The 23,495-nt window shown below is 34.9% G+C and carries 23 protein-coding genes and 1 riboswitch; of the genes, 16 read left to right on the top strand and 7 right to left on the bottom strand.

Annotation, left to right across the window (positions count from 1 at the left end; genetic code table 11):
• Positions 1 to 44 precede the first annotated feature (44 nt).
• Positions 45 to 1,241 (bottom strand): FTR1 family protein, encoded by a 1,197-nt coding sequence (locus tag ACGH6Q_RS08970; RefSeq protein ID WP_411592631.1) that lies wholly within the window; start codon positions 1,239 to 1,241, stop codon positions 45 to 47.
• A 16-nt stretch (positions 1,242 to 1,257) separates the two neighbouring features.
• The gene (locus tag ACGH6Q_RS08975) at positions 1,258 to 1,896 is read right to left on the bottom strand and encodes a nitroreductase family protein (protein ID WP_167370044.1); all 639 of its coding nucleotides are present in this window, start codon (positions 1,894 to 1,896) and stop codon (positions 1,258 to 1,260) included.
• A gap of 250 nt (positions 1,897 to 2,146) precedes the next feature.
• Here ACGH6Q_RS08975 and ACGH6Q_RS08980 point away from each other — a divergent pair, with 250 nt between their 5' ends.
• From ACGH6Q_RS08980 to thiD, 13 genes are all read left to right on the top strand, one after another.
• The gene (locus ACGH6Q_RS08980; RefSeq protein WP_411592632.1) at positions 2,147 to 3,589 is read left to right on the top strand and encodes an LTA synthase family protein; all 1,443 of its coding nucleotides are present in this window, start codon (positions 2,147 to 2,149) and stop codon (positions 3,587 to 3,589) included.
• Positions 3,590 to 3,598: 9 nt separating this feature from the next.
• Positions 3,599 to 4,222 (top strand): LysE family translocator, encoded by a 624-nt coding sequence (locus tag ACGH6Q_RS08985; RefSeq protein ID WP_065589486.1) that lies wholly within the window; start codon positions 3,599 to 3,601, stop codon positions 4,220 to 4,222.
• A gap of 165 nt (positions 4,223 to 4,387) precedes the next feature.
• Positions 4,388 to 5,350: an arabinose-5-phosphate isomerase GutQ gene (gene gutQ / locus ACGH6Q_RS08990; RefSeq protein WP_065589485.1), complete on the top strand. Its 963-nt coding sequence runs from the start codon at positions 4,388 to 4,390 to the stop codon at positions 5,348 to 5,350.
• A gap of 185 nt (positions 5,351 to 5,535) precedes the next feature.
• Positions 5,536 to 6,057 (top strand): shikimate kinase AroK, encoded by a 522-nt coding sequence (aroK, locus tag ACGH6Q_RS08995; RefSeq protein WP_034912252.1) that lies wholly within the window; start codon positions 5,536 to 5,538, stop codon positions 6,055 to 6,057.
• Between the two features lie 67 nt (positions 6,058 to 6,124).
• Complete coding sequence (locus tag ACGH6Q_RS09000) at positions 6,125 to 6,946, top strand: SPOR domain-containing protein (protein WP_411592633.1); 822 nt, start codon at positions 6,125 to 6,127, stop codon at positions 6,944 to 6,946.
• 48 nt (positions 6,947 to 6,994) lie between these two features.
• Positions 6,995 to 7,816, top strand: a complete 822-nt coding sequence (locus ACGH6Q_RS09005) for a Dam family site-specific DNA-(adenine-N6)-methyltransferase (RefSeq protein ID WP_065589483.1) — start codon at positions 6,995 to 6,997, stop codon at positions 7,814 to 7,816.
• Between the two features lie 36 nt (positions 7,817 to 7,852).
• A complete protein-coding gene (gene rpe, locus ACGH6Q_RS09010) occupies positions 7,853 to 8,530 on the top strand; it encodes a ribulose-phosphate 3-epimerase (RefSeq protein ID WP_065625683.1) in 678 nt (225 codons plus the stop codon).
• Positions 8,523 to 9,218 carry a phosphoglycolate phosphatase gene (locus ACGH6Q_RS09015; RefSeq protein ID WP_411592634.1) on the top strand — a complete coding sequence of 232 codons (696 nt, stop codon included), beginning with the start codon at positions 8,523 to 8,525 and terminating at the stop codon, positions 9,216 to 9,218. Before rpe ends, ACGH6Q_RS09015 begins: the two co-directional genes overlap by 8 nt.
• A gap of 23 nt (positions 9,219 to 9,241) precedes the next feature.
• Entirely contained in the window at positions 9,242 to 10,237 is a 996-nt protein-coding gene (trpS, locus tag ACGH6Q_RS09020) for a tryptophan--tRNA ligase (protein WP_411592636.1), read from the top strand.
• A 108-nt stretch (positions 10,238 to 10,345) separates the two neighbouring features.
• Entirely contained in the window at positions 10,346 to 11,707 is a 1,362-nt protein-coding gene (gene trkA / locus ACGH6Q_RS09025; protein ID WP_065589479.1) for a Trk system potassium transporter TrkA, read from the top strand.
• Between the two features lie 37 nt (positions 11,708 to 11,744).
• Positions 11,745 to 11,846, top strand: a riboswitch (TPP riboswitch).
• A gap of 64 nt (positions 11,847 to 11,910) precedes the next feature.
• Positions 11,911 to 12,696: a hydroxyethylthiazole kinase gene (thiM, locus tag ACGH6Q_RS09030; protein WP_411592638.1), complete on the top strand. Its 786-nt coding sequence runs from the start codon at positions 11,911 to 11,913 to the stop codon at positions 12,694 to 12,696.
• A gap of 12 nt (positions 12,697 to 12,708) precedes the next feature.
• Positions 12,709 to 13,350 carry a thiamine phosphate synthase gene (thiE, locus tag ACGH6Q_RS09035; RefSeq protein ID WP_411592640.1) on the top strand — a complete coding sequence of 214 codons (642 nt, stop codon included), beginning with the start codon at positions 12,709 to 12,711 and terminating at the stop codon, positions 13,348 to 13,350.
• An 11-nt stretch (positions 13,351 to 13,361) separates the two neighbouring features.
• Positions 13,362 to 14,156 carry a bifunctional hydroxymethylpyrimidine kinase/phosphomethylpyrimidine kinase gene (thiD, locus tag ACGH6Q_RS09040; protein WP_411592642.1) on the top strand — a complete coding sequence of 265 codons (795 nt, stop codon included), beginning with the start codon at positions 13,362 to 13,364 and terminating at the stop codon, positions 14,154 to 14,156.
• Between the two features lie 66 nt (positions 14,157 to 14,222).
• Here thiD and ACGH6Q_RS09045 read toward each other — a convergent pair whose 3' ends face one another.
• Both ACGH6Q_RS09045 and ACGH6Q_RS09050 read right to left on the bottom strand, forming a co-directional pair.
• The gene (locus ACGH6Q_RS09045) at positions 14,223 to 14,681 is read right to left on the bottom strand and encodes an STY0301 family protein (RefSeq protein WP_296318155.1); all 459 of its coding nucleotides are present in this window, start codon (positions 14,679 to 14,681) and stop codon (positions 14,223 to 14,225) included.
• A gap of 179 nt (positions 14,682 to 14,860) precedes the next feature.
• Positions 14,861 to 15,061, bottom strand: coding sequence for a heavy-metal-associated domain-containing protein (locus ACGH6Q_RS09050; protein WP_034912296.1), 201 nt, complete (start codon positions 15,059 to 15,061; stop codon positions 14,861 to 14,863).
• A gap of 122 nt (positions 15,062 to 15,183) precedes the next feature.
• Here ACGH6Q_RS09050 and ACGH6Q_RS09055 point away from each other — a divergent pair, with 122 nt between their 5' ends.
• From ACGH6Q_RS09055 to ACGH6Q_RS09065, 3 genes are all read left to right on the top strand, one after another.
• Positions 15,184 to 16,119, top strand: coding sequence for a hypothetical protein (locus ACGH6Q_RS09055; RefSeq protein ID WP_411592643.1), 936 nt, complete (start codon positions 15,184 to 15,186; stop codon positions 16,117 to 16,119).
• A 347-nt stretch (positions 16,120 to 16,466) separates the two neighbouring features.
• Positions 16,467 to 17,405, top strand: coding sequence for a hypothetical protein (locus tag ACGH6Q_RS09060; RefSeq protein ID WP_411592644.1), 939 nt, complete (start codon positions 16,467 to 16,469; stop codon positions 17,403 to 17,405).
• Positions 17,406 to 17,685: 280 nt separating this feature from the next.
• Positions 17,686 to 18,717, top strand: a complete 1,032-nt coding sequence (locus ACGH6Q_RS09065; RefSeq protein ID WP_065589472.1) for an AI-2E family transporter — start codon at positions 17,686 to 17,688, stop codon at positions 18,715 to 18,717.
• Between the two features lie 326 nt (positions 18,718 to 19,043).
• Here ACGH6Q_RS09065 and ACGH6Q_RS09070 read toward each other — a convergent pair whose 3' ends face one another.
• The 3 genes from ACGH6Q_RS09070 to ACGH6Q_RS09080 form a co-directional block, all read right to left on the bottom strand.
• On the bottom strand, positions 19,044 to 20,021 hold the full coding sequence (locus ACGH6Q_RS09070) for a hypothetical protein (protein ID WP_411592645.1): 978 nt from the start codon (positions 20,019 to 20,021) through the stop codon (positions 19,044 to 19,046).
• A 956-nt stretch (positions 20,022 to 20,977) separates the two neighbouring features.
• The gene (locus ACGH6Q_RS09075; protein ID WP_411592646.1) at positions 20,978 to 21,991 is read right to left on the bottom strand and encodes a hypothetical protein; all 1,014 of its coding nucleotides are present in this window, start codon (positions 21,989 to 21,991) and stop codon (positions 20,978 to 20,980) included.
• A gap of 916 nt (positions 21,992 to 22,907) precedes the next feature.
• Positions 22,908 to 23,495 (bottom strand): hypothetical protein (locus ACGH6Q_RS09080; protein WP_411592647.1); only part of this gene is annotated, 588 nt, incomplete at its 5' end.

Genomic DNA, 23,495 nt, shown 5'->3' on the forward strand with positions numbered 1-23,495 from the left:
AATCCGCATTTATGCAATTTTAAGCAAATAAGCAATATTAATAATTATTGCTTTTTACAACTATGTTTAGCTTTGTAATATATGACAGAAACTACCACAATAAATACCATAATTATTTGTGGAACTAATGTCTCGACTGTTGGGTAAATACCTAAAACTTCGACAGAATGTATAAAATCAACAGAGGTAACTGGGATCATATCAGCCTCTTGTAATTCTTTTACTCCACCACCTGCAAAAGCTATTGCCATGATATACATCAAAATACTAGTGCCAATAAAGAATGGGCGAATTGGTAATTTCATAGTACCAAAACGAATAACGACAAAAATAATCGCAAGAATTATCGTTCCAATAGCTAGCCCATACCAAACCATATTCATGTGTTCTTTAGCTTCAATTAGCATTGCTTGGTAAAACAAGATCGTTTCAGCACCTTCACGAAAAACAGCTAAAAAGGCAGCAAAACCTAAGGCAAAGCGACTACCAGATGACACTGCAGTTTGTACCTTTTCTTCAACATAGCTTTTCCAAGCCTCAGCTTCTGCCTTTGAAAACATCCAATTACTAATAAAAAATAGTACAACTGTTGCCAAGAGCATAGCAATTCCTTCAACAATTTCTTGATTTGCGCCGCTAATATCAAACACAGTATGAAGAGCAATTGCCGCTAAAATACTGGCAAAAATAGCTACAAGTGAGCTCATATAAACTACTTTTACCATGGCAAGATGTCCAGAACGAACCAAATAAGCTGAAATTGCCGCAATCACTAAAATCGCTTCCAGCCCTTCCCTAAAAATGATAATAAACGAAGCTAACAGAATGCTCCAACCGCTCTCTTGCTTACCATCTAGTTCGTTAGCATCTTCATGTAACATTTTTAAAATAGTATCAATTTCATTTCTAACAACTTTATTCGACGCACCATCGGTCATTAAACGTTTAATTTTGGCAAATTGATATTCGGTATCGGTTCCCCGTTTACCCGAAATATAAGACATAACCGCACGCTCAACCCCATGCTTTTCATAAAAGCCAAAATAGGCATTATTAACTCGAGCTTTAGCACGCTCAACATCTTTTATAAAATAGATATCATAAGCGTCATTTAAGATGGTATCCATTTCGTCAACAATAGCATTCCAACTTTCGTATTTTTTTTCGGCAGCATAAGATGATGGGGCCAAAGCCATTAAACTTCCAATAAGAAGCAAAGCAAGTATTAAAAATCGTTTCATATCTTAACTTTACCTTTTATTTTCCTATTAAAAGCATACCTAGTGGTTTACTGCCTTCTGGTAATTGTAGCTCTTGGCTAATAACTTCTGGTTTAATGGAGTGAATATAACGAGCGCTTAATTTTAGTGCCGACGCAACTAAATAAGCGTTTTGACTCATTGCACCAACGGCCGTGTAATTAAAGTTAGCGATTTGTTCTGGATTTATATCGGTTAATGCACTAGCATCCGACACAAAAATCAATGAATAGGCTGCTCGCCTTGTAAAACTTTGCAAACCAATATCAGCACGAATATCTTTATTATTAATTTCTTTTAAATAATGACCTTCCCACTCATATAAAAAAGTACCCTTTTCACTGGCGAGGTAGATTCTCACATAAGGAGATTTACCCTTAACCATCGGCACCGTCCACCCTGTTTTACCACGATTTAAACCACTTGCAGCCCAAAGTACTGTCGAAAGTTCGTCATCAGAAATTTTACCAGTAGGAAAGCCCCCCCCAGGAGTTGAAGATCGTTTTTTTAGACTTTCAAATAGACTCATTCCATCTTTAGTTTGAGGGGTAGGTAATGCAATATCGGCATAACAAAAAGAGTGTGAAAACAAAGATACAAATAAAATAACAACTATTTTCCGTATAAACCACGGCATAGCAACCTCGGACATTATCGCAATAATTTCATCAATATCTTATTGCGAATAGAATTAATTATCAACCTCAAATAATAATAATTATCATTTAAGGTACTATGGCGCTATAATTATTATTCATACAATACATACCCAATTTCGAATTTCAAAACCACAAATCAAACATTATCAACCGATATTTTTATTTTTTATCCATTAAGTATATACTTAGGCAAAATTGATTTTTGAATATATTGAGTAACAATATCTTATGCCATTATCGACATTAATTGTTTTGCCACTTTTTATTATTACAATTGTTTTTGCCTCACTCTTTAAACAGACAAAATGGCAAATGCTAACCATAACTTTACTAACGATCTTTATTGTAATGGAGCTAACTTCTATCTATTTTAGTGGTGGCTTTATTGATTATCAGTTTTATGTAAATTTAAACATTAATGACATAATCGAAGGGCTATTTATTTTTAAATTACAAGCAGTCTTAGTTATCGTTGTCTTTTTTTCCCTTATTTTTTTGCTATCAAAACTCGCAGATTTATGCAAACGTAAATGTCATTTAGTATTTCGTCTGTTACTAGCCTTTGTGGCAATAGTATCCATCAGTTACAATAATGGTCCATTCAGTCGCTTATACGAAATCTATCAAGTTACAAGCGCACCTCGTGAGCCATTTGAGCAGGCGTTACAATCACTTAATATGACTCACTATACCAATAAAGATCAGCTTGTTAACTATCAAGGTAAAAATATTATTGTTTTATCTTTAGAATCATTTGAACAAGGCTTTTTCGATTTTGAGGATATTACCCCTAATTTACAAAAACTTCGCCAAGATTATACCTTTTTTGCTAATATGCCCATGAGTCCAGGAAGCTCATGGACTACCGCATCAATGTACACTTATATGACCGGCATGCCCTTTCTAATTGGTGGCTACACAACATCACCACTAATGCGCGCAGACAAGACCAATCTAGTTAGCCTAGGCGATATACTTAATCAAGCGGGTTATCAAACCCGTTATGTAATGGCTAGCCCTGATTTTGCTGGTATTGGTCACACTGCAGAACTGTTTGGTATGCAAGTCATTTCTGAAAAAAACTATGTCGACCAATATCCACCAGCACCTTTTGGGCTGTATGACAAAGACATTTTTGATGTAGCGCAAAAACAAATTACTGAAATGCGCAAAACAAAAAAACCTTTTGCTTTATTTATTTCAACTGTTTCAACTCATGCACCAAATGGTTTTGATGATGAAAGAATGAAATCGGTTATTTCACCAAAATCAGATAATATGTCTTTCGTTGCTGCTTCACTAGATCATAATTTGGGAATTTTTATCCAACATCTAAAAGAAGAAGGTGTATTAGAAGATACTGTATTTTATATTTTTCCAGATCATTTAATGATGGGAGCAGGCACACCAACAATCAATCGTCTTTCAGAAAAAGAACGCAAACTTTATTTATTAACAAATGCACATACGCAAGATCTACAAAAAAACACTGATCAAACTATTTATCAGATTGACTTACCTCGTTTAATTTTAAATGGAGCCCAAGTCAAAACTAACGCTAAATTTTTGACTGACTATTTAACTGAACCTAATTTTGATAAAAAACAGTTTATTGAACAAAATAAATCTAATATTGCAACGCTCAATAATTCAGCACAAGTATTTAAATAGGCACGAAAAATGACGTTTGATACATTAATTTTTGTCTCTACAATTAGCTTTTTAGGTATGATCTCACCTGGGCCTGATTTCTTTTTGGTGTTAAAAAATAGCTTAAGCTATAACCGCAAGATAGCATTGCTCACTTGTCTAGGCGTCATCATCGCCATCTTAGTTCATATGAGCTATTGTATTGCGGGTATTGCAGTACTTATCACCACAACTCCACTTCTTTATAACGCCTTACGCTATGCGGGTGCCACTTACTTAATATGGCTTGGCATAAAGGCACTGCTCGCTCAAAAACCAAATACCACCTATATTGGTAAGCCACAACTCATGCAGCCAATTTCAGAAAAATCAGCCTTTATGCAAGGTTTTTTATGTAATTTACTTAATCCTAAAGCAACGTTATTTTTTTTAGCTACCTTTACTCAAGTGCTTAATGCAGAATCATCAACACTTGATAAGCTAATCGTTGCGTTTATTATTTGGATTGAAGGTGTTTTTTGGTGGCCTTTTGTCGTCTTTATTTTTCAAAGGCAAAGTGTACAACGACGTTACTTTAAAATTCAATTTATAATTGATAAATTATTAGGAGGCATTTTAATTACACTAGGAATTAAAGTTGCCCTAGGTTTTTAGATTATTAAAAAGTAATTAGTAAATATTAAGTCTAAAATGCATACTTTTTTGAATATTTAAACATTAATTGTTAAACTAAAACCTGTTCATCTTTTATAATCGCCTTTTCCTTAATTTCCGATTATAAATGCACTGATAACACGTTTTATTCAATAGGCTAATTAAATGGATAAATTATTACAATATGGTCGAGAGCTTCTTGAATTGGAGATATACGAAGCAAAAAAATTACCAGATAGATTAGGCAAAGATTTTGTTAACGCATGCAAACTTATTTTAACCGCCAAAGGTAAAGTCGTTGTTTCGGGTATTGGAAAATCAGGGCATATAGGGAAAAAGATTGCCGCTTCGTTAGCTAGTACAGGAAGTCCTGCTTTTTTTATGCATCCATCGGAAGCCCTGCATGGCGACTTAGGAATGATAACTCAAAACGACGTAGCTATATTAATTTCATACTCGGGTCGAGCTAAGGAATTTAATTTAATTTTACCTATTCTTACCGAAATGCAGGTGCCTGTTATTGCTATCACTGGAGGGTTGGATTCACCACTTGCTAAATCAGCCCAAGCAATTCTTGATATTTCAATTGAAAAGGAAGCTTGTCCTATGGGACTTGCGCCAACCTCTAGTTCAACTAATACATTATTAATGGGGGATGCGCTAGCAATTGCAGTAATGCGAGCACGAGGCTTTAAAGAAGAAGATTTTGCACGCTCCCACCCTGCAGGTAGTTTAGGGGCTAAATTACTCAATCATGTCAAAGATGTAATGCGAACAGGTGATCGTATTCCTAAAATACCACAAACTGCAACCGTATTTGATGCCATGCTAGAATTAAGCCGTACAGGAGTAGGGCTAGTTGCAATCTGCCAAGATAATAATAAAATAGTTGGTGTATTTACCGATGGTGATTTACGTCGCTTATTATTAAAAAATGGTACATTACAAGATAACATTATGGACGTTATGACCAGCTTGGGACATCGCATTCCTGAAAGTTGGAAGGCTGTCGAAGCACTAAAATTATTTACTGATCATAATATTACTGCCGCTCCGGTTGTTAATAACAACAATGAATTAGTAGGGGTTTTAAACATCCATGATTTGCATCAAGCTGGTATTAGCTAAAAGTATTGGTAAATACCTATTGCCAAAAGGTACTATCTATTGAGATAATTACCGACCTAAATTTTTGTCGTTAGACGGAGATCCAAGAAAAGTTACACAATGATAAAGCGAATGATCATATAAATCAAAGCAAGTTGACATTGTGTTGTATATTTTAACCAAAATTAACAGATGATGAAACAACAATGGCAGAAAAGCGAAATATCTTTCTAATTGGCCCAATGGGGGCAGGAAAAAGCACTATAGGCCGACAAATTGCACAACAGTTAGGCATGGATTTTTTTGACTCAGATCAAGAGATTGAAAAACGTACTGGAGCCGATATTGCATGGATTTTTGACCTAGAAGGAGAAGAGGGATTCCGAGCCAGAGAAGAAAAAGTCATTAACGAATTGACTGAAAAACAAGGTGTAGTTCTTGCAACTGGTGGGGGTTCAGTCTTATCTAAAGAGACACGAAATAGATTATCCGCTCGAGGAATCGTTGTCTATCTTGAAACAACCATTGAAAAACAGATGGCAAGAACACAAAAAGATAAACGCCGCCCATTACTACAAGGAAGCAACACACCACGTGAGCTTTACGAAGAGCTAGCTGGAGAGCGCGAACCACTTTACGAAGAGATTGCTGATATTACAATTAAAACCGATGAACAAAGCGCCAAAGGTGTTGCTAATTATATTATTGATAAAATAGAGCAAATTTAAGTCGTGTATTTTAGAAATAATAGCTAATCATTAAGTAATAAATCTTTTGATAGGTTAAGGAGTAAGTATGCGTGTAGACAAAGATGACCGTTATATATCAGAACAACCCAATAAGGATTCTGCGCATTCATTCAGATTACTTAGTTTTCTTCAAGATCTTCCAAAGAAAAAATTAATTATTTTTGGTTCAGCAATTATTATTCTTTTATTGCTTGGTTTGATTATTTTTAATTCTTCTCGTAAAAAAGAAGGAACACCATTAACACCACCTGTGGTTAATGGAGTGGCTTCAACAGAAGAAAACAATAATACAATCACTGATGAACAAAATAGTGTTGGAATTGGTGGAAATCAACCTAAAAGTAATGAACTGGTGACAGATACATCAAACAGTACATTAAATAAATTTAATACACAACAACAGCAACTTGAATCCTTTTCAGATACAAGTGATGGCTTAAACCTATCAATAAATGACTCAAATGGAGATTCTAAAGCAAATCATCATTCTGCGGCAACATCTAATGGTAGGGTTAAATCAAATAAAAATAATACGAAAAAAAACACATCGAACTCTGTTAATCGTAAAACTGAAAATAATGATTTAGGGAAAAATATTAAGATAAAAAATGATCATTATGTCGTTCAGCTTAGTGCCTCTAAATCACTTGAAGGTCTAAAAAAATTTGTAAAACAAAACGATATAACAGATTACCATATTTATGAAACCAAACATAAATCTGGTTCAATGTTTATTTTAATAAAAGGCAACTATTCATCAGTAGATGAGGCACATAAAGCAATCAAGTCTTTGCCAAATGCACTACAGAAAGACAAACCATGGGTTAAATCTGGTGCAATGATTAATAAAGAAAAAGTAGCAAAATAACCAAGGATATCGTTTATTTATCCGATCAACGACAAATAGGAGTATCCGTTGAAGAAGCAACGAGCCTTTTTAAAATGGGCTGGAGGAAAATATGAGCTTGTGGACACAATTAAACGGTATCTACCAGAGGGCGATCAGCTAATAGAACCTTTTGTTGGAGCTGGTTCTGTTTTTTTAAATACTAACTATAAAAGTTATATCTTAGCGGATATCAACCATGACTTAATTTCATTATTTACATTATTAAAATCAAGTCCAGATCAATTTATCCGTGACCTTAGATTACTATTTGTTGCTCAAAACAATCACCCAGATGCGTTTTATCAACTGCGTGATGTATTTAATGGAAGTAAAGATCAGTACATCAGATCGCTTTTATTTGTCTATTTAAATCGACATTGTTATAACGGCTTATGTCGTTATAACAACAATGGACTATTTAACGTACCATTTGGACGCTATAAGACAATTTATTTTCCTGAAAAAGAACTTTACTTTTTTGCAGAAAAAGCTCAAAGAGCACAATTTTTTTGCGCACCTTACCACGAAGTAATGAAGAAAGCGGCAAAAAATTCAGTAATTTATTGTGATCCCCCCTATATACCCCCAAATGAATCAGCTGGATTTACGGCTTATTACTCAAATATATTTGGATTTGAAGAGCACAAAAACTTGTCAGAATTAGCTGAAACTATGGCGTATAAAAAAAACATACCCGTGCTTGTGTCTAATCATTATACTGATTACACAATGAACCTTTATAATAATGCAAGCGAACTTTATCGAACAGAAATGAGACGATCAATTAGCTGTGCTGGTAAAGGAAGAAAAAAAATTGACGAGATTCTAGCATTATACAAAAAGTCTTAGATAGCTAAATATAAAGCGAGTTATTAGAGGTAAGTTATGAAAGAATACATTATTGCTCCATCAATATTATCAGCTGATTTCGCTCGCCTTGGTGAAGATACACAAAAAGTGCTAGATGCAGGAGCTGATGTAATACATTTTGATGTCATGGACAACCATTTTGTACCTAATCTCACAATGGGAGCAATGTTTTGTAAAGCTTTACGAAACTATGGTATTAAGGCTCCCATTGATGTGCATTTGATGGTATCACCTGTTGAAGAGATAATTACCTCATTTGCCAAAGCTGGGGCAACCAATATATCTATTCATCCGGAAGCTACTGTCCATTTGGATCGTTCATTACAGTTAATTAAAGATCATGGCTGCACAGCTGGTATTGTATTTAATCCAGCTACACCGCTTGATTATTTAGATTACGTCATGGATAAAATTGATATTATTTTATTAATGAGTGTTAACCCAGGTTTTGGAGGTCAATCTTTTATACCTTCAACAATTAAGAAATTACAACAAGCTAAACAGCGCATTATTGAATCTGGACGCAATATTCGTTTAGAAATTGATGGCGGTGTAAAAATTGACAATATTGCCGAAATAGCTAGAGCTGGTGCCGATATGTTTGTTGCTGGTTCAGCTATATTTAGCCAACCCGATTATAAAACAGTTATTGACGCCATGCGTAAAGAATTAGCAGGAGTTGAACATGAATAAACTAGAAAATATTCAAGCAGTAGCTTTTGATTTAGATGGTACATTAGTTGACAGCGTACCAGGACTAGCATTAGCAACACAAAATATGTTAGCAGACTTGAATCTACCTACAATCAGCAACGAACAAGTCAAAAATTTTGTAGGCAATGGTATTGATATTATGCTAGAACGAGTATTCAAAGCAATTGAAGTCGATCCATCAACAGAACTATTTGCCAAAGCTAAAGATCTATTTAATCAACACTATGATAAAGTCATCGATGCAGAAACAAAACTGTTTCCCAATGTTAAAGAGACCTTAAAAGTACTTCACGATAATAATTATCCACTAGCATTAGTAACCAATAAACCGGCACAGTTTTTGCCTGCTTTGCTGACTTCTTTAGGCATAAAAGAGTACTTTTCATTAGTGCTTGGTGGAGGGGATGTGATCAAATTAAAACCACACCCTGCCCCTTTATACCAAGTAATGGCTAAATTTGGATTATTCTGTGATCAGTTACTTTTTGTTGGTGATTCAAAAAATGATATTACTGCAGCCCAAAATGCTAACTGCCCAACTGTTGCATTAAGCTATGGTTATAACTATGGCATATCGATTGCCACTAGCAACCCTGATTTCTTATTTGACGATTTTAAAGAAATATTAACATTATTACCTCAGCCAAAAGCTAAAGCAAAAAAATAATTAGCATAGATTAGGAATAAATTATGAGCAAACCGATTGTATTTAGTGGCGCTCAGCCATCAGGAGAACTAACACTTGGCAACTACTTAGGTGCTTTAAAAAATTGGGTGTCTCTGCAAGACGAATATGATTGCATTTATTGTATCGTCAATCAACATGCAATTACCGTACGCCAAGATCCGAACAAATTACGTAAAGCCACATTAGACACACTCGCTCTATATTTAGCTTGTGGTATTGATCCGCAAAAAAGTACCATTTTTGTACAATCACAAGTGCCTGCGCATGCAGAACTCGGCTGGGCATTAAACTGTTACACCTACTTTGGTGAACTTAGCCGTATGACTCAATTTAAAGATAAATCATCTCGTCATTCTGAAAACATCAATGCGGGATTGTTTGATTACCCAGTACTGATGGCTGCGGATATTTTGCTCTATCAAGCAAACTTAGTACCAGTAGGTGACGACCAAAAACAACATCTTGAACTATCACGCGACATTGCTATGCGATTTAATGCGCTTTACGGTGACATATTTACTATTCCTGAACCCTTTATTTCGAAAGTGGGAGCTCGCGTCATGTCACTACAAGAACCCACTAAAAAAATGTCTAAATCAGACGAAAATCGCAATAACGTAATTGGTTTACTCGAAAATCCAAAAGATATCGAGAAAAAAATAAAACGTGCAATGACCGATTCAGATGAGCCACCTGTGGTACGTTACGATCTAAAAAATAAAGCTGGTGTTTCAAACCTACTTGACATTTTAACTGGCGTGACAGGTAAGCCTATCAGCGAACTTGAAAAAGAGTTCGAAGGCAAAATGTATGGCCACCTTAAAACCGAAGTAGCAACACAAGTCATTGATATGCTAACTACACTTCAAGCGAATTATCATCAGTATCGAGATGATGAAAGTTATCTAATTTCAATAATGCAGGAAGGGGCAGAAAAAGCACGCTCAAAAGCCGCACCAACTTTGAAAAAAGTTTATGATGCAATCGGTTTTGTATAATTGAAAAATTAATAACTGATTGTTACTAAAAATAAAACAGTATGCAATGGCTTTAATATACAAGGAAAATGGGTAACACTTAAAGCCATTTAAATATACAGGTTAGTTATGAAGATTATTATTCTTGGTGCAGGACAAACAGGTAGTGCGCTTGCTGAATATCTTGTTACTGAAAAACAAAATGATGTCACGGTGATTGATGAAAATTATGATAAATTACAATCACTACAAGAACGTTTTGATTTACAGGTGATTTGCGGAAAATCATCATACCCACAAGTTTTAGAAAGTGCTGGTGCTGAATCAGCTGATATGCTTGTTGCTGTAACTAACTCTGATGAAGTCAACATGATGGCCTGCCAAATTGGGCATGTCATGTTCAATATTCCACAAAAAGTTGCACGCATTAGATCACCTGAATACAATAACGAAAACTACCCTCTTTTCAATAAAGATTGTATTAATATCAATCATATCATTGCTCCAGAAAACCTTATCACCAACCATATTAGTCAATTAGTACAATATCCTGGTTCGCTACAATTTGCATCCTTTTACGACAATCGTGTCTGTTTGGTTGCCGTTACCGCTTATTATGGCGGTGCTTTAGTAGGTAGTGAATTATCAGAACTCAAAGAACATTTACCACATGTTGAAGCTCGAGTAGTAGCTATTTACCGCAAAAACCGTTTTATCCGACCGCTTGGTTCAACACTTATAGAAGCGGGCGATATGGTCTACTTTATAACTCCCCCCGTTAATATCAAAGCGGTGACCAGTGAGTTACAAAGGTTAGAAAAACCATATAAACGAATAATTATCAGTGGCGGTGGTGGTGTCGCTGTCGCTCTAGCAAAACGTTTAGAAAATAACTATCAAGTCAAATTAATTGAGCGAAATGCCGAACGAGCAGAATTAATTGCCGAGCAACTTGTTAATACAACAGTATTACATGGGGAATCATCGGATCAAGAATTGCTCTCACAAGAACAAGTTGAACTTACTGATCTATTTATCGCTGTTACCAGTGATGATGAATCCAACATCATGTCCTCTATGTTAGCCAAAAGAATGGGAGCGAAAAAAGTAATTGTATTAATTCAACGCCAAGCCTACCTTGAACTAATTAATGATAGTGTGATTGATATTGCGATTTCCCCACAACACGCCACAATATCTGAGCTATTAAGCCATGTTAGACAAACTGGGGTTGTTAAAGTTGTTTCATTAAGACAAGGAGAATCCGAAATTGTCGAAATTATTGCCAATGGTAATGGTGAAACATCAAGACTGGTTGGCAAAAATATTAATGGCCTAAAACTCCCATCGGGTGCAACCATTGGAGCTGTAGTGCGTGGAGAAGATGTTATTATCGTTAATACTGATTTAACCATTGAAGACAATGATCATCTAATCATCTTCTTACCAGATAGAAAAGCAATTACTGATATTGAAAGATTATTACAATAGCTTGTTAAAAACAGATAATCAGTTCATAATAAAAAATCATTTTGACTCGGGGTGTTTTTTGTCTAAACAAAAAACTGAGATTTCACCCGTTGAACCTGATCTGGATTATACCAGCGTAGGGAAGTCTAAGCCATAAAAGCCTTAAATTGGCAAATTCTTCCCGACATTTATAGAATTAATAAATCAGTAAGAAAGGAAGAAATATGTCAGTAGCCAAATCATTCCAAATTACCCAAACCGCTCCTTTTATCAATCATATAAAACAACAACGCCCACTAGTGCATTGCATTACTAATGATGTAGTCCAAAACTTTACCGCCAATGTACTACTTGCTATTGGTGCATCTCCAGCAATGGTAATTGCAGAACAAGAAGTTGCTGAATTTGTCAACATTGCCGATAGCTTACTGATTAATATTGGCACTATTCACAGCAACACAGCCCAAAGTATGCTATTAGCGGCCGCCAAGGCACAGCAAACACAAACCCCATGGGTACTCGATCCTGTTGCTGTAGGAACTGCACTTAATTATCGAACTGAAATTGCACATCAATTATTATCATTTAATCCCACAGTAACACGAGGTAATGCTTCAGAAATATTAGCATTAAATGGTCAAAAATCTTTCTCAAAAGGCCCCGACGGTCAAGACACAACTCAATCAGCCTTAAACGCTGCCCAAGAGCTTGCGCAAAAATATCAAACTATTGTTGCAATGACGGGCGATGTTGACTACATAACTAACGGAAACAGCACATATAGTATAACTGGAGGTGATATTGCTTTAACAAAAGTAACAGGTACAGGATGTTCATTATCTGCAATGGTAGCGGCTTTCATAGCTAATTCTCCTGACCCATTATCAGCCACTGCCTGTGCATGTTTTATGATGAAAAAAGCTGGTGAGCTAGCTAATAAACAACAAGGATTAGGAACTTTCTCGATATCACTATTAGATCAACTCTCAACATTTAACCCATCGCTTTAATAAGGAAATCAGATGAAAAAACAACTGGATTTAACCCTCTATTTAGTCCTTGATCCATTATTATGCGGCGGCATTAATGGCATGATAAACACCACAAAGATTGCTGTTTCAAATGGTGTGACTGCAATACAGTTAAGATCTGAACATGAATTTAGCGGTAAAGATTGGTACTACGCTGCCTTAACATTGAAAGAAGCATTAAGCGACACCTCTGTTCCACTATTTATAAATGATCATGTAGATATTGCTTTAGCGATTGATGCCGATGGTGTCCATATTGGACAAAGTGATTTGCCTATTGATGTAGCTCGACAACTTATCGGCAAAGATAAATGGTTAGGTCTTTCGGTAACTAACCAACAACAACTTAAAGCAGTTCCTTGGCAGCAGGTTAATTATATTGGCATAGGGCCTATCTTCCCAACCATAACCAAAAAAAATGCAACGGTAGCAATAGGAACAGAACAATTAACTGAATTAGTCAAACTAAAACAGTGCCCAGCTGTTGCCATTGGTGGTATTGATGAAAACAATATAACTAATATTATTCAAACGGGCATTGACGGCGTTGCTGTAGTTTCGGCTATTTGTGGCAAAAAAGATATTCAACAAGCAACATTATCGCTTATCAACAAAATCAAACAAGTTAAATAGGAAATACTATCATGACAACAATTGCATTAACCATTGCAGGATCTGATCCTAGCGGTGGTGCAGGTATTCAAGCCGATCTAAAAACTTTTTCTGCACTTGGTGCATATGGTATGTCAGTTATCACTGCCCTAACAGCACAAAGCACGCAAGGAGTTGATGCGGTATTAGCTATATCGCCCGAATTTATTGAAGCCCAATTTAATACACTTTATCAAGATATTCAAATTGATAGCGTAAAAATGGGTATGCTAATGAATAAAGAAATAGTTGCAACCGTTCACCACCTTCTTAAAACAAACCCTATTCCTACTATCGTGTTAGATACTGTAATGGTTGCTAAAGGTGGACATCCCCTTTTAAAGTCTGATGCCGTAACAGCTATTCGTGAGCTTTTATTACCCTTAGCCACAATTATTACTCCCAATCTACCAGAAGCAGCAGCGCTACTCGATTGTGATGAAGCTAAAACCGAAGATGAAATGCAAAAGCAAGGGCGTGAATTACTCAAGTTAGGCTGTAAAGCGGTATTAATGAAAGGAGGACATTTGCCTAGCAATGAAAGCCCTGATTATTTGATCACACACAATAATATAATAAGAATGACCTTTCCACGCATCCAAACTAAAAATACTCACGGAACGGGGTGCACATTATCAGCAGCTATTGCAGCATTATTACCTAAAAATAATTTAGAAGAAGTAGTCGCCCAAACAAAAAATTATCTACAAGGCGCAATTAGCCATGCCGATGATTTAAATATAGGGAAAGGAATTGGACCAACGCATCATTTTTACCGCTGGTGGTAATTGTTCAAAATATTAATGGGATTTACGTTACTAACTATTGCATATAACAACAAATCCCATACGCAACTAATGCAGATCTTTTGCTTCACTCGTACTACAACTGAGCGTTCCTCGCTTTCCTTGCTCGTCTTCAAAATAATCAGCCCAACAACTTTTCATTGATAAATCAATTTGTTTTATCAACTCAACTCTAGTTCCATTATAAGAACAACTAACATAATAAGGTTCAACATCTGTCTTATAATTAACTTCCCATATTAACTCATGTTTCTTACCGTCAACCGTTCCTTTTGCTGGTTTTAAAGCCGCCATTCTAGAAGGCTTATCGTGATAAACAATCATACTAAAAAAGGATGCCTCCTTACTATTTATATCATTAGAAACTTCCCACCCATCAGGCATATTTACAACTTCTTCTTTAATATTAAATTTTTGTGGACAATCAATCTGATAAGCATTAACAAAAAAAACTGCACCACACCAAGCCATAATAGCCACAGTAACACTCAATATTTTACCTTTCATAATATATCCTTATAACAATAGCCTATTAATAAACAGATAAAAGCATTCTAGCATTCCCCAAAATATGCCAATACCTTAAACAAAGTTTTATTAGTTCTGTTTTAATTTGAAATTTCAACAAATTAAAATAGAAAAGATGCTTCAAAATAGCCTAGTGCCGTCAAATATAGATGTAGTTATTACACAATCCTAACAAACTCATAACCAGCCTCATTAACAGCAGTAATCGCAGCTTCTTGCGAAATAGAACTATTTTCGATATCAACCTCGTGTTTGGTTAAATCAACGGTCACTTTTGCATTTGGATCAATATCATTAATTGCTTTTGTTATTGCTTTAACACAGTGTTGACAACTCATATTATCGACTATTAATTTCATACATCCTCACTATTTACGGGTTAATAGTAAAAAAAATTCATATAAAAGCCTAAAATTACCACAAATTTACCTACAATATGATAGCATCATATTCCTTTTTAATATTTATAATAAATTTTATAGTGAAGAAAATAAAATACAGTTTACTACTAGCCTGTAGCCTAACACTTGTTGGTTGTTTTGAGCCTAGCTCTATTGAGCGTTGGATTGACAACCCTATCAATAACGAAATCAAAGTCACTATTGATGGAAATGAGCTAACCATTCCAGCAAAATCAGGTATTAATTATACCTTTAAATATGGCAAACATACCTTATCGTATAACAATGAAGACTTCAATTTTGTTGCAAAACCAGCTCAATATTTTTCAGAATCAGGCTTTATTAACCCAACACAAAGCAACTATTTTATACACACTCTCATTTATTCAGAATCTGATTTGGGTGAAGGAGAATATGAAAAAATTCTAAAAAAAGACAAAGAGTTCAATAATATTGAAGTCATTATTGACGGTGATGAAATGGAAGTTGAGCTTCCCCTAAAATTAATCAACGATGTATTTATCGAAAAAATTGATAATTATTGGAATTATTCTTATGATGAGCCATTTCCTGAAAAAGTCACCCAAAAATCAGATAAAAGCCAACCACATTACGAACGACTTAGAAAAATATATCGTGAAAGTGATTTTATTGATTTTTTAAAAGAAAATATTAATTGGAAAGAAGTTAGTTTCCATTATCGTCCTAAAAAATTCAGCGAAATAGAACAATATGTTATTCCTGATATTGATTTAAATAGCATAAAGTGTAAAGAAGGTCGCCAATATCTAGAAGGTCTTTTAAATGATTGGAATCATCTTCTTACCTTAAAAGGTAGTGATTTCACAAAACCATACAATGAGTTAGTATCAGAAGATGCAATAGATAAAGACTACGAAACAGAAAGCCTGTGTACAAAAGAAAACGATCCAGAGCAAACTTATAGCAAAGCATTAAGACAATTTACTGATGCTATCCAAAATACTCGCAATGCAAACTTTTATGTAATTAAATAGTATTGAGTGTTACTTTGACAAATAGAGACTACTTAGTAGCCTTTTTTGTTTTTAATTAAAAAGCCTATAAATAAAAACCACAATAAAATCAACAACTTTAATAACAAATTTTTTACTAGTAATAGCGTGGATTTTATGCGGTGGCTTCGGGCGTTTGGGCTTTTAGTGATCAAAATAGCTACAATCACCACATCAAATTTAGGGAATTAAAGCAAATTTCCTGACAACCTACACTTAGCCAGCTTGGTTAATAGTAAAAAAAATTCATATAAAAACTTAAAACCGCTACAAATTTATTCATAATATGATAGCATCATAGTCTTTTTTTAATATTTATAATAAATTTTATGATGAAGAAAATAAAATACAGTTTACTACTAGCTTTTGGCCTAACACTTGTTGGCTGTTCTGAACCTAGCACTATCGACCGTTGGATTGACAATCCTACTGCTAATGAAATAAAAGTCACTATCGATGGTAAAGAACTAACTATCCCTGCCAAATCAGGTGTTAATTATACATTTGAATACGGCAAACATACCTTATCGTATAATAATGACGACTTCAATTTTGTCGTAAAACCGGCTCAATTTGGAGAATCAGGTTTTATTAACCCAACTCAAAGCAACTATTATTTATATACAGTCATCTATTCAACCTCTGAAATTAGTGATGAGGAATACGAAAAGATCTTAAAACAAAACAGAGAAATCAATAAAATCCCAGCCATTATTGATGGTAAAGAGCAAGAAATAGAAATGCCAGCAAAATTAATTAATGATATATTGATTGAAAGGAGTGATTATCATTGGAATTATTCTTATGATCAGGCTTTCCCAGAAGAAATAACCCAAGACCTAAGATTAAAGAAAAACCAATCTTATCAAGAACGTTTTAGAAAATTATATCGTGAAAGCGACTTTATTGAGCTTATAAAAGAAGATGAACAAGAAGACATTAGTTTTCCTTACCAGCCTAAAAAGTTCAGCGAGATAAGCCAATATGTTATTCCTAAGATTGACTTAAATAACATAAAATGCGAAGAAGGTCGCCAATATATGGAAGGCCTGTTAAATGATTGGAATCATCTTATGACATTAAAAGGTAGTGATTTTACAAAACCATACAATAATTTAGCCTCAAATGATGCAATGGCGAAAAGCTATTCTTCTGTAGACAAATGCACAAAAGAAAACGATCCTAAGCAAAGTTACCGTAAAGAATTAAGGCAATTTGTTGATGCCCTCCGAAGTACTCGCGATGTTAATTTTTATGTAATTAAATAGCATTGCCTTAGTCATTTCCAAAATATAAAAGAGGTTGTTAAACAACCTCACTTTAAAGGTATAAGATTATTTTAAATAGTTTTATACCTTAGCGTTTATATGACAGACTGCATTCCCATATTTTTATCACTATAAAAAATATTTGTTAAAACTGACTTTGTTTAGCTAGTAATAATAAGCGGATGAATAACTAACCATCTGTTATAATTTCATCTATTTTTACTTCATATACTCATAGTTTTAATATATCGCATTAATTATTAAAGGAAATAAATCAATAATGTTACTTAATAACAATCAAAAATTAGGGCTGTTTTGCCTTGTGCTATTTTCGGTTAGTTTCATTATCTTAATGCAAGTGCATTTAATGCCTGCAGTAATTGCAGGCTTATTAACCTATACGTTAACACAAAAATTAGATGATTTTTTATCACAAAAAATGCTACGTTTTAGCCATAGGTCAAAATTAATTTCGGTATTGGTACTTACCACTTTAATTATTGGCATTTTTATTGGTGGCTTTTGGTATTTATTTGCTTGGTTTGTTGATATGGCCAAGCATCCAACCGAAACATTAACAAATTTGAAATTACTGGTCAACAATGTAATCAGCAGTCTACCAACAAGTATTACCCATTATTTACCTGATGATCTAGATGAAGTTAAATCAACTATAATGATTTACCTTAAAGATCATGTGTTTTATCTACAATCTATTATTAAAAAAGTGTTTCATGATTTAATTATATTAATTGTAGGAATGATCATTGGATTAATTCTGGGTTATAAAGAAAATCAACGCAACGCTGATCATAATCAAATTACACAAAGGCCATTGACTAAAGCCTTGAAAACCAGCCTAAACCGATTAGTAGTGGTTTTCCAATATGTAGCTATCTCTCAAGTTGTGATTGCATTATTTAATACCGTAATGACGGCTATTTTACTATTTATTATTCTGCCCGTGTTTGGTATTCATTTGCCATTTAGTAAAAGTTTAGTGCTAGCAACATTTATTTTTGGTCTAATTCCAATTATTGGAAACCTGATTGTCAATACAATAATCTTTTTTGTCGCATTTACCGTATCATTTTCTGTTTCAATAATAATTATTGTTTATTTAATTTTAATCCATAAAATGGAATATGTACTTAATGCTAAAATTGTCGGCACAAAAATCCATGCTGGTATCTGTGAATTACTAATTGCGATGCTATTTTTAGAAACTCTTTTTGGTGTCATTGGTTTAATTTTTGCGCCTATTTTTTATGCGTTTATAAAATTATCACTAAAAGAATTACGAATTATTTAAATCTATTCAAATTAAGATTTGTATAAATTGATAGTTATCTGATTGTTATAAAATAGATTTTCATAGTAAAAAATAAGTTAATTTATTACCACATAGTCAAAACTTTAAAATCACCAAAATTGTTCAGATAAACCATTAATTTTATTGAAGCTTATGTTTAATGTTTTTAAATAAATCAAACATTTATAGACTGACTATTTTTTATTACACCGATTTTGGATTAAAAAAAGCGCTTTTGTTATTTAATAACCGCTGCTTAATAACAAAAGCGCACATACGTTGTCTGCTTCAGCCCCTCTGCAACTCAAAAATGGAGAGATAAACAGCTAAGGTGTACTGCAAATAACATGATCACGCAAGGTTGCCACGTCGTCATCCTTGCCACACATACCTAGGTCCCCCCCCCCCATGTGTACTGCTAAGAAGCCATTTTTTTCCTCCGAACAAGGGATACTGGTCAAATAAGCAGAACCTACAAAACCCGCATCGGGGATAAAGAATGTGTCTATCATTCCCCACTCTGTGAAAAATCCTGCTCCTATTCGTCGTTGATAAAACCGATTACCTGACGACAGCTTAGCATCAATAGTTACTGCATTTTTGCACTTAGAATAGGAAGGATCAGAAGAATAAGGATTATGATCCACACAGACAGCGTTAGTCAAATCTTTTATTTGTGGCATACGATAACCCAAACTGCTACACCATGTAGTTTGGTTAGAAGCGGTATCTCTTCTATCTCCTCGATTGACGAACCACTGCCTCAACTCAAACCCATATCTTACTACCTCATTACCATCACTATCTTTACCCACTAACTCAAACTTCTGCGGTAACTTTGGTACAGTAATTCGGCTAGGATTCGGATTATCCCATTGATTTCCTGCCACTGGACCTGTTAGCTTAACACGGGGGAAAACTTTTCCCTTGTCTTCATCAGGAATCCACCTATCATTAGCTACAACATTTGTCACTGTTGCAGTAATTCCCTCATGTGTGACAGGTAACCATGTCAATTCATTTACATCTATTCCTGTTATGAGTAAATCAAAATATAAATTATGTGCACCTGTGGTCGGGAAATTTAGATTGTATGATTCAGGATCAATTGATTGAACTAAAAAGCCCTTATGAGGATTCCATATATCAGCTGGACTTGCAGGTAACTGGCTGTCAGCTTTCATTAGATTCGGTCTTACATAGTCAATAAGCACCGTCGAAGATAAAATTATTGCATCACTACGATGATTATTTACACGACCACTTTTACTAGTTAATGCCTGTAAATTCCATGAAGATGACAATAATAACAGCCCCAACACCAATAAGCTTTTTTGGAACAATTTCGATAATACGTTGAGAGATAATTTGGAAGATACAAATAAGTTTCGTGCAAGAACGCATTGAATAGGATTATTTGATAAATTCAAGACATAGGTTTGCCAGTGCTTGTGCCTTGTGCCTTGTGCCTAAAATGATAATACATTACGTTCCTCGTGTCAAGTAATATTTTGTTTTATTTGAATTTTTATAGTTATTCGCTTATTTAATAAGCTTATTTTCCTATAGCGATAAAAGTATAACCATTTAAAAAATGGTTGGCTAGTTTTTTGGCGGACTTTTTTTATAAAGAAATGTAAAAATAAAAACGGTTCAGTTTTATTGATAGTTAAATTTTTAATTAAAATATGGTGTTATGTTTCTAAATATCCTTCGACAATAAGTCGTGAGATAAAAAGAAATTCAAACGTAAACAAGCCTATCAAGCGCATGAGGCGGTGACACTTGCTCGGAAAAGGCGAAAAAACAGCGGTAATGATAGGCCCATAGAGGCTCGGTATGACATCAAATTGAAAAATACCTAATACATTATTACAGCCAGAGCAGATTGCCGCATGTTTAAACAAACGTCAGCGACTATTTCATTCGTTGACGACGAACAGATAAAGAAAATACAATATTTATTGAACTCGCGCCCAAGAAAACGGCCTTAGAATAAAAGCCCTGCCTCCTTTTATTCTAAGGAGCTAAGACGAGTTGCACTTCATGATGTAATCTAGTTTTTTGTAAAATGATAAAATTACTGCGTTTTTTGTTATTTTATTATTTCACTGAAAGCGCTTTTACTTGCTGTGTAAAAGCGCTTAACGCTTGCTTCATAGCTTAGATTCACTTAAGCTGAGCGTTATTCTTTAACTGCTTTACTTTTGATTAATTCCAAGCTTAATATCTCTTTTATATAAAAAATAAGAAATTAGTATTAAGGATAAACGCAAATACCACCATTAGAGCTAGAAACCCAATTTGAGTTTAGGTTATTAACCTGGCCACTGCCCGATTCTACGAAGAAATCGCTATCGCTAGTCCAATAGTTACCACGCCTGGTAAAGCCTGCACTATTGTACATAGTCAAGGTTCCCCATTCCGTTACGAATCCTGCTCCTATACTGCGTAGTACATCATTACGGCGTGACTGTGGTGAAGCGCCGTCTATTCCATTTCTACAAGGAAAATTGTCGTATCGGGAGTCACCTACACCGCACTTCGCATTGGTCAGATCTTTTACTCTTGGCATACGATAACCTATCGCATTACACCATGCGGTTTGCTCAGATTGGTTACCCATTTTATCACCACGATGGACAAACCACTGCTTCAATATAAAACTATACTTTAATACCTCACCAGATCTATTTCTACCCACTAATTCAAATGTTTGCGGCAAATGTGGCTTACGAACTGGACTTGGATTATTGGAGTTTCTTTGAGCATGATTTGCTGATGGACCTGTTAAAATAACGCGTATAAATGTACTTTTTTTAAAAATAGTTCTTGTACTACAGGAAGGCATAAAACTTTCCAGAGTACTGCAAACCTCATAAAACCAAGACTCATTCCTTGGTATACTTGTCACTGTGGCAGTAATTCCTTCATGTGTATCAGAATCCCATATTAAATCATTTACATTTCCCTCTAAAACTAAATCAAAAAATAACCCATCAGCACCTGTGGTAGGAAAATTAAAAGCATATAAAGGATGTAGTTGAGCAAAAAATCCTTTATTGTAAACAAATTCAGGTGTCGTGGGTTCAGGTTGAATATCGTTAATACCTTCATTATAAAGATAGTAAGGGGAAAGGGTAGGGGTCGCAAATAAGATAACTGGATCAGCAGGTAGCACTATTGCATCACTACGATGATTATTTGCACGACCACTTTTACTAGTTAATGCCTGTAAACTCCATGAAGATAACAATAATAACAGCCCCAACACCAATAAGCTTTTTTGGAACAATTTCGATAATACGTTGAGAGATAATTTGGAAGATACAAATAAATTTCGTGCAAGAACGCGTCGAATAGGATTATTTGATAAATTTAAGACATAGGTTTGCCAGTGCTTGTGCCTTGTGCCTTGTGCCTAAAATGATAATACATTACGTTCCTCGTGTCAAGTAATATTTTGTTTTATTTGAATTTTTATAATTATTCGCTTATTTAATAAGCTTGTTTTCCTACAGCGATAAAAGTATAACCATTTATAAAATAGTTGGCTAGTTTTTTGGCGGACTTTTTTGTAAAGAAATGTAAAGATGAAAACGATTCGGTTTTATAGATAGGTGAATTTTATAATTAAAATAGGGTATTAGCTTTAGGACATATTGGCTTTTGCGGAATGATTAATATTGCTAATAACATCTAAAACACAAACACACCCAACATCCAAGTTTGGCGTGCTAGCTTTACTTGGTTATCGGTATATTTTGGCGCTCTGATAAGGCAAGCATATTAGCATTGTGGTGCTATAAGTGTGTTTTTTACTTTAAAATCGTTCAGGTAGACTATTGATTTTATTGAAGTTTTTATTTGTATTTTTAAATAAAATCAAACACTTATAGGCTAGTTTTTTATTACATTGAATTTGGCTTTTTAATAAAAGCGCTTTTGTTATTTGATAATAGCTATTAATGACAACTTGTTAATAACAGCCAGTTAATAGCAAAAGCGCAAGCTTTTAAGTCGTATCGGTCGGGGTGCTATTTTGATTTTCTGCCATTAAAGCGCTAGGTTCACAGACTTTGCCTGCTCAGCGCCCCAACTTACGCTGGGGCTTTATTCTTTTTTATATTATCCCCTCAAGCACCATAACCAACCCCGCAGCCCAAGGATTAAGGACTAAACACTAAGAACTAAGGTGCGGTGCAAACAGCGTACCAGCCGCGTGAAGTGCGGTCGCTGTCGACGTTACCGAAGTACGAGGAGACAGTGAACTGGTTGCTACCTGACACGTCGCTTGTCCAGTGGTCGCTGAAGACGAAGCCCGCATCAGCGTAGTGGTACATGATGCCCCACTCCGTGAAAAAGCCAGCTCCTATGTGACGCATGTAATTATTAACTGATGAACTAGGGGCTGCGCCATCTATGCCATTTACACATGGAAAGTAAGTATCAACACCACACTTCGCATTGGTTAAATCACTTACCTTAGACAATCGATAACCCAAACTATTACACCATGCTGTTTGAGCTGAAACGGTATCATATTCATCACCCCGATGGACGAACCACTGCTTTAACTTAAAACCATACCGAACCTCATTACCATTACTATCCCTACCCACCAACTCAAATGTCTGTGGCAAAGATGGCACGGTAATTTGACCAGGATTACTTGAACTTATCTGACTACTACTTGCCCTTGGACCATTTAACGTTACCCGTGTGTTTGAACCAACCCTACTCACCGTTGCTCCCAAACTACCTCTTGTGTTAACTGT

The organism is Gilliamella sp. BG2 (assembly GCF_046635645.1).
GTDB classification, from domain to species: domain Bacteria; phylum Pseudomonadota; class Gammaproteobacteria; order Enterobacterales; family Orbaceae; genus Gilliamella; species Gilliamella bombi.

Bases quoted from the DNA above. Each gene is read 5' to 3' on its own strand.
- ACGH6Q_RS09060 (WP_411592644.1), top strand. From the start codon at position 16,467: ATGATGAAGAAAATAAAATACAGTTTACTACTAGCTTTTGGCCTAACA.
- ACGH6Q_RS09000 (WP_411592633.1), top strand. From the start codon at position 6,125: ATGCGTGTAGACAAAGATGACCGTTATATATCAGAACAACCCAATAAG.
- thiD (WP_411592642.1), top strand. From the start codon at position 13,362: ATGACAACAATTGCATTAACCATTGCAGGATCTGATCCTAGCGGTGGT.
- ACGH6Q_RS09065 (WP_065589472.1), top strand. From the start codon at position 17,686: ATGTTACTTAATAACAATCAAAAATTAGGGCTGTTTTGCCTTGTGCTA.
- ACGH6Q_RS08970 (WP_411592631.1), bottom strand. From the start codon at position 1,241: ATGAAACGATTTTTAATACTTGCTTTGCTTCTTATTGGAAGTTTAATG.
- aroK (WP_034912252.1), top strand. From the start codon at position 5,536: ATGGCAGAAAAGCGAAATATCTTTCTAATTGGCCCAATGGGGGCAGGA.
- ACGH6Q_RS08985 (WP_065589486.1), top strand. From the start codon at position 3,599: ATGACGTTTGATACATTAATTTTTGTCTCTACAATTAGCTTTTTAGGT.
- ACGH6Q_RS09045 (WP_296318155.1), bottom strand. From the start codon at position 14,681: ATGAAAGGTAAAATATTGAGTGTTACTGTGGCTATTATGGCTTGGTGT.
- gutQ (WP_065589485.1), top strand. From the start codon at position 4,388: ATGGATAAATTATTACAATATGGTCGAGAGCTTCTTGAATTGGAGATA.
- thiM (WP_411592638.1), top strand. From the start codon at position 11,911: ATGTCAGTAGCCAAATCATTCCAAATTACCCAAACCGCTCCTTTTATC.
- ACGH6Q_RS08980 (WP_411592632.1), top strand. From the start codon at position 2,147: ATGCCATTATCGACATTAATTGTTTTGCCACTTTTTATTATTACAATT.
- ACGH6Q_RS08975 (WP_167370044.1), bottom strand. From the start codon at position 1,896: ATGCCGTGGTTTATACGGAAAATAGTTGTTATTTTATTTGTATCTTTG.
- thiE (WP_411592640.1), top strand. From the start codon at position 12,709: ATGAAAAAACAACTGGATTTAACCCTCTATTTAGTCCTTGATCCATTA.
- trkA (WP_065589479.1), top strand. From the start codon at position 10,346: ATGAAGATTATTATTCTTGGTGCAGGACAAACAGGTAGTGCGCTTGCT.
- ACGH6Q_RS09050 (WP_034912296.1), bottom strand. From the start codon at position 15,061: ATGAAATTAATAGTCGATAATATGAGTTGTCAACACTGTGTTAAAGCA.
- trpS (WP_411592636.1), top strand. From the start codon at position 9,242: ATGAGCAAACCGATTGTATTTAGTGGCGCTCAGCCATCAGGAGAACTA.
- ACGH6Q_RS09015 (WP_411592634.1), top strand. From the start codon at position 8,523: ATGAATAAACTAGAAAATATTCAAGCAGTAGCTTTTGATTTAGATGGT.
- rpe (WP_065625683.1), top strand. From the start codon at position 7,853: ATGAAAGAATACATTATTGCTCCATCAATATTATCAGCTGATTTCGCT.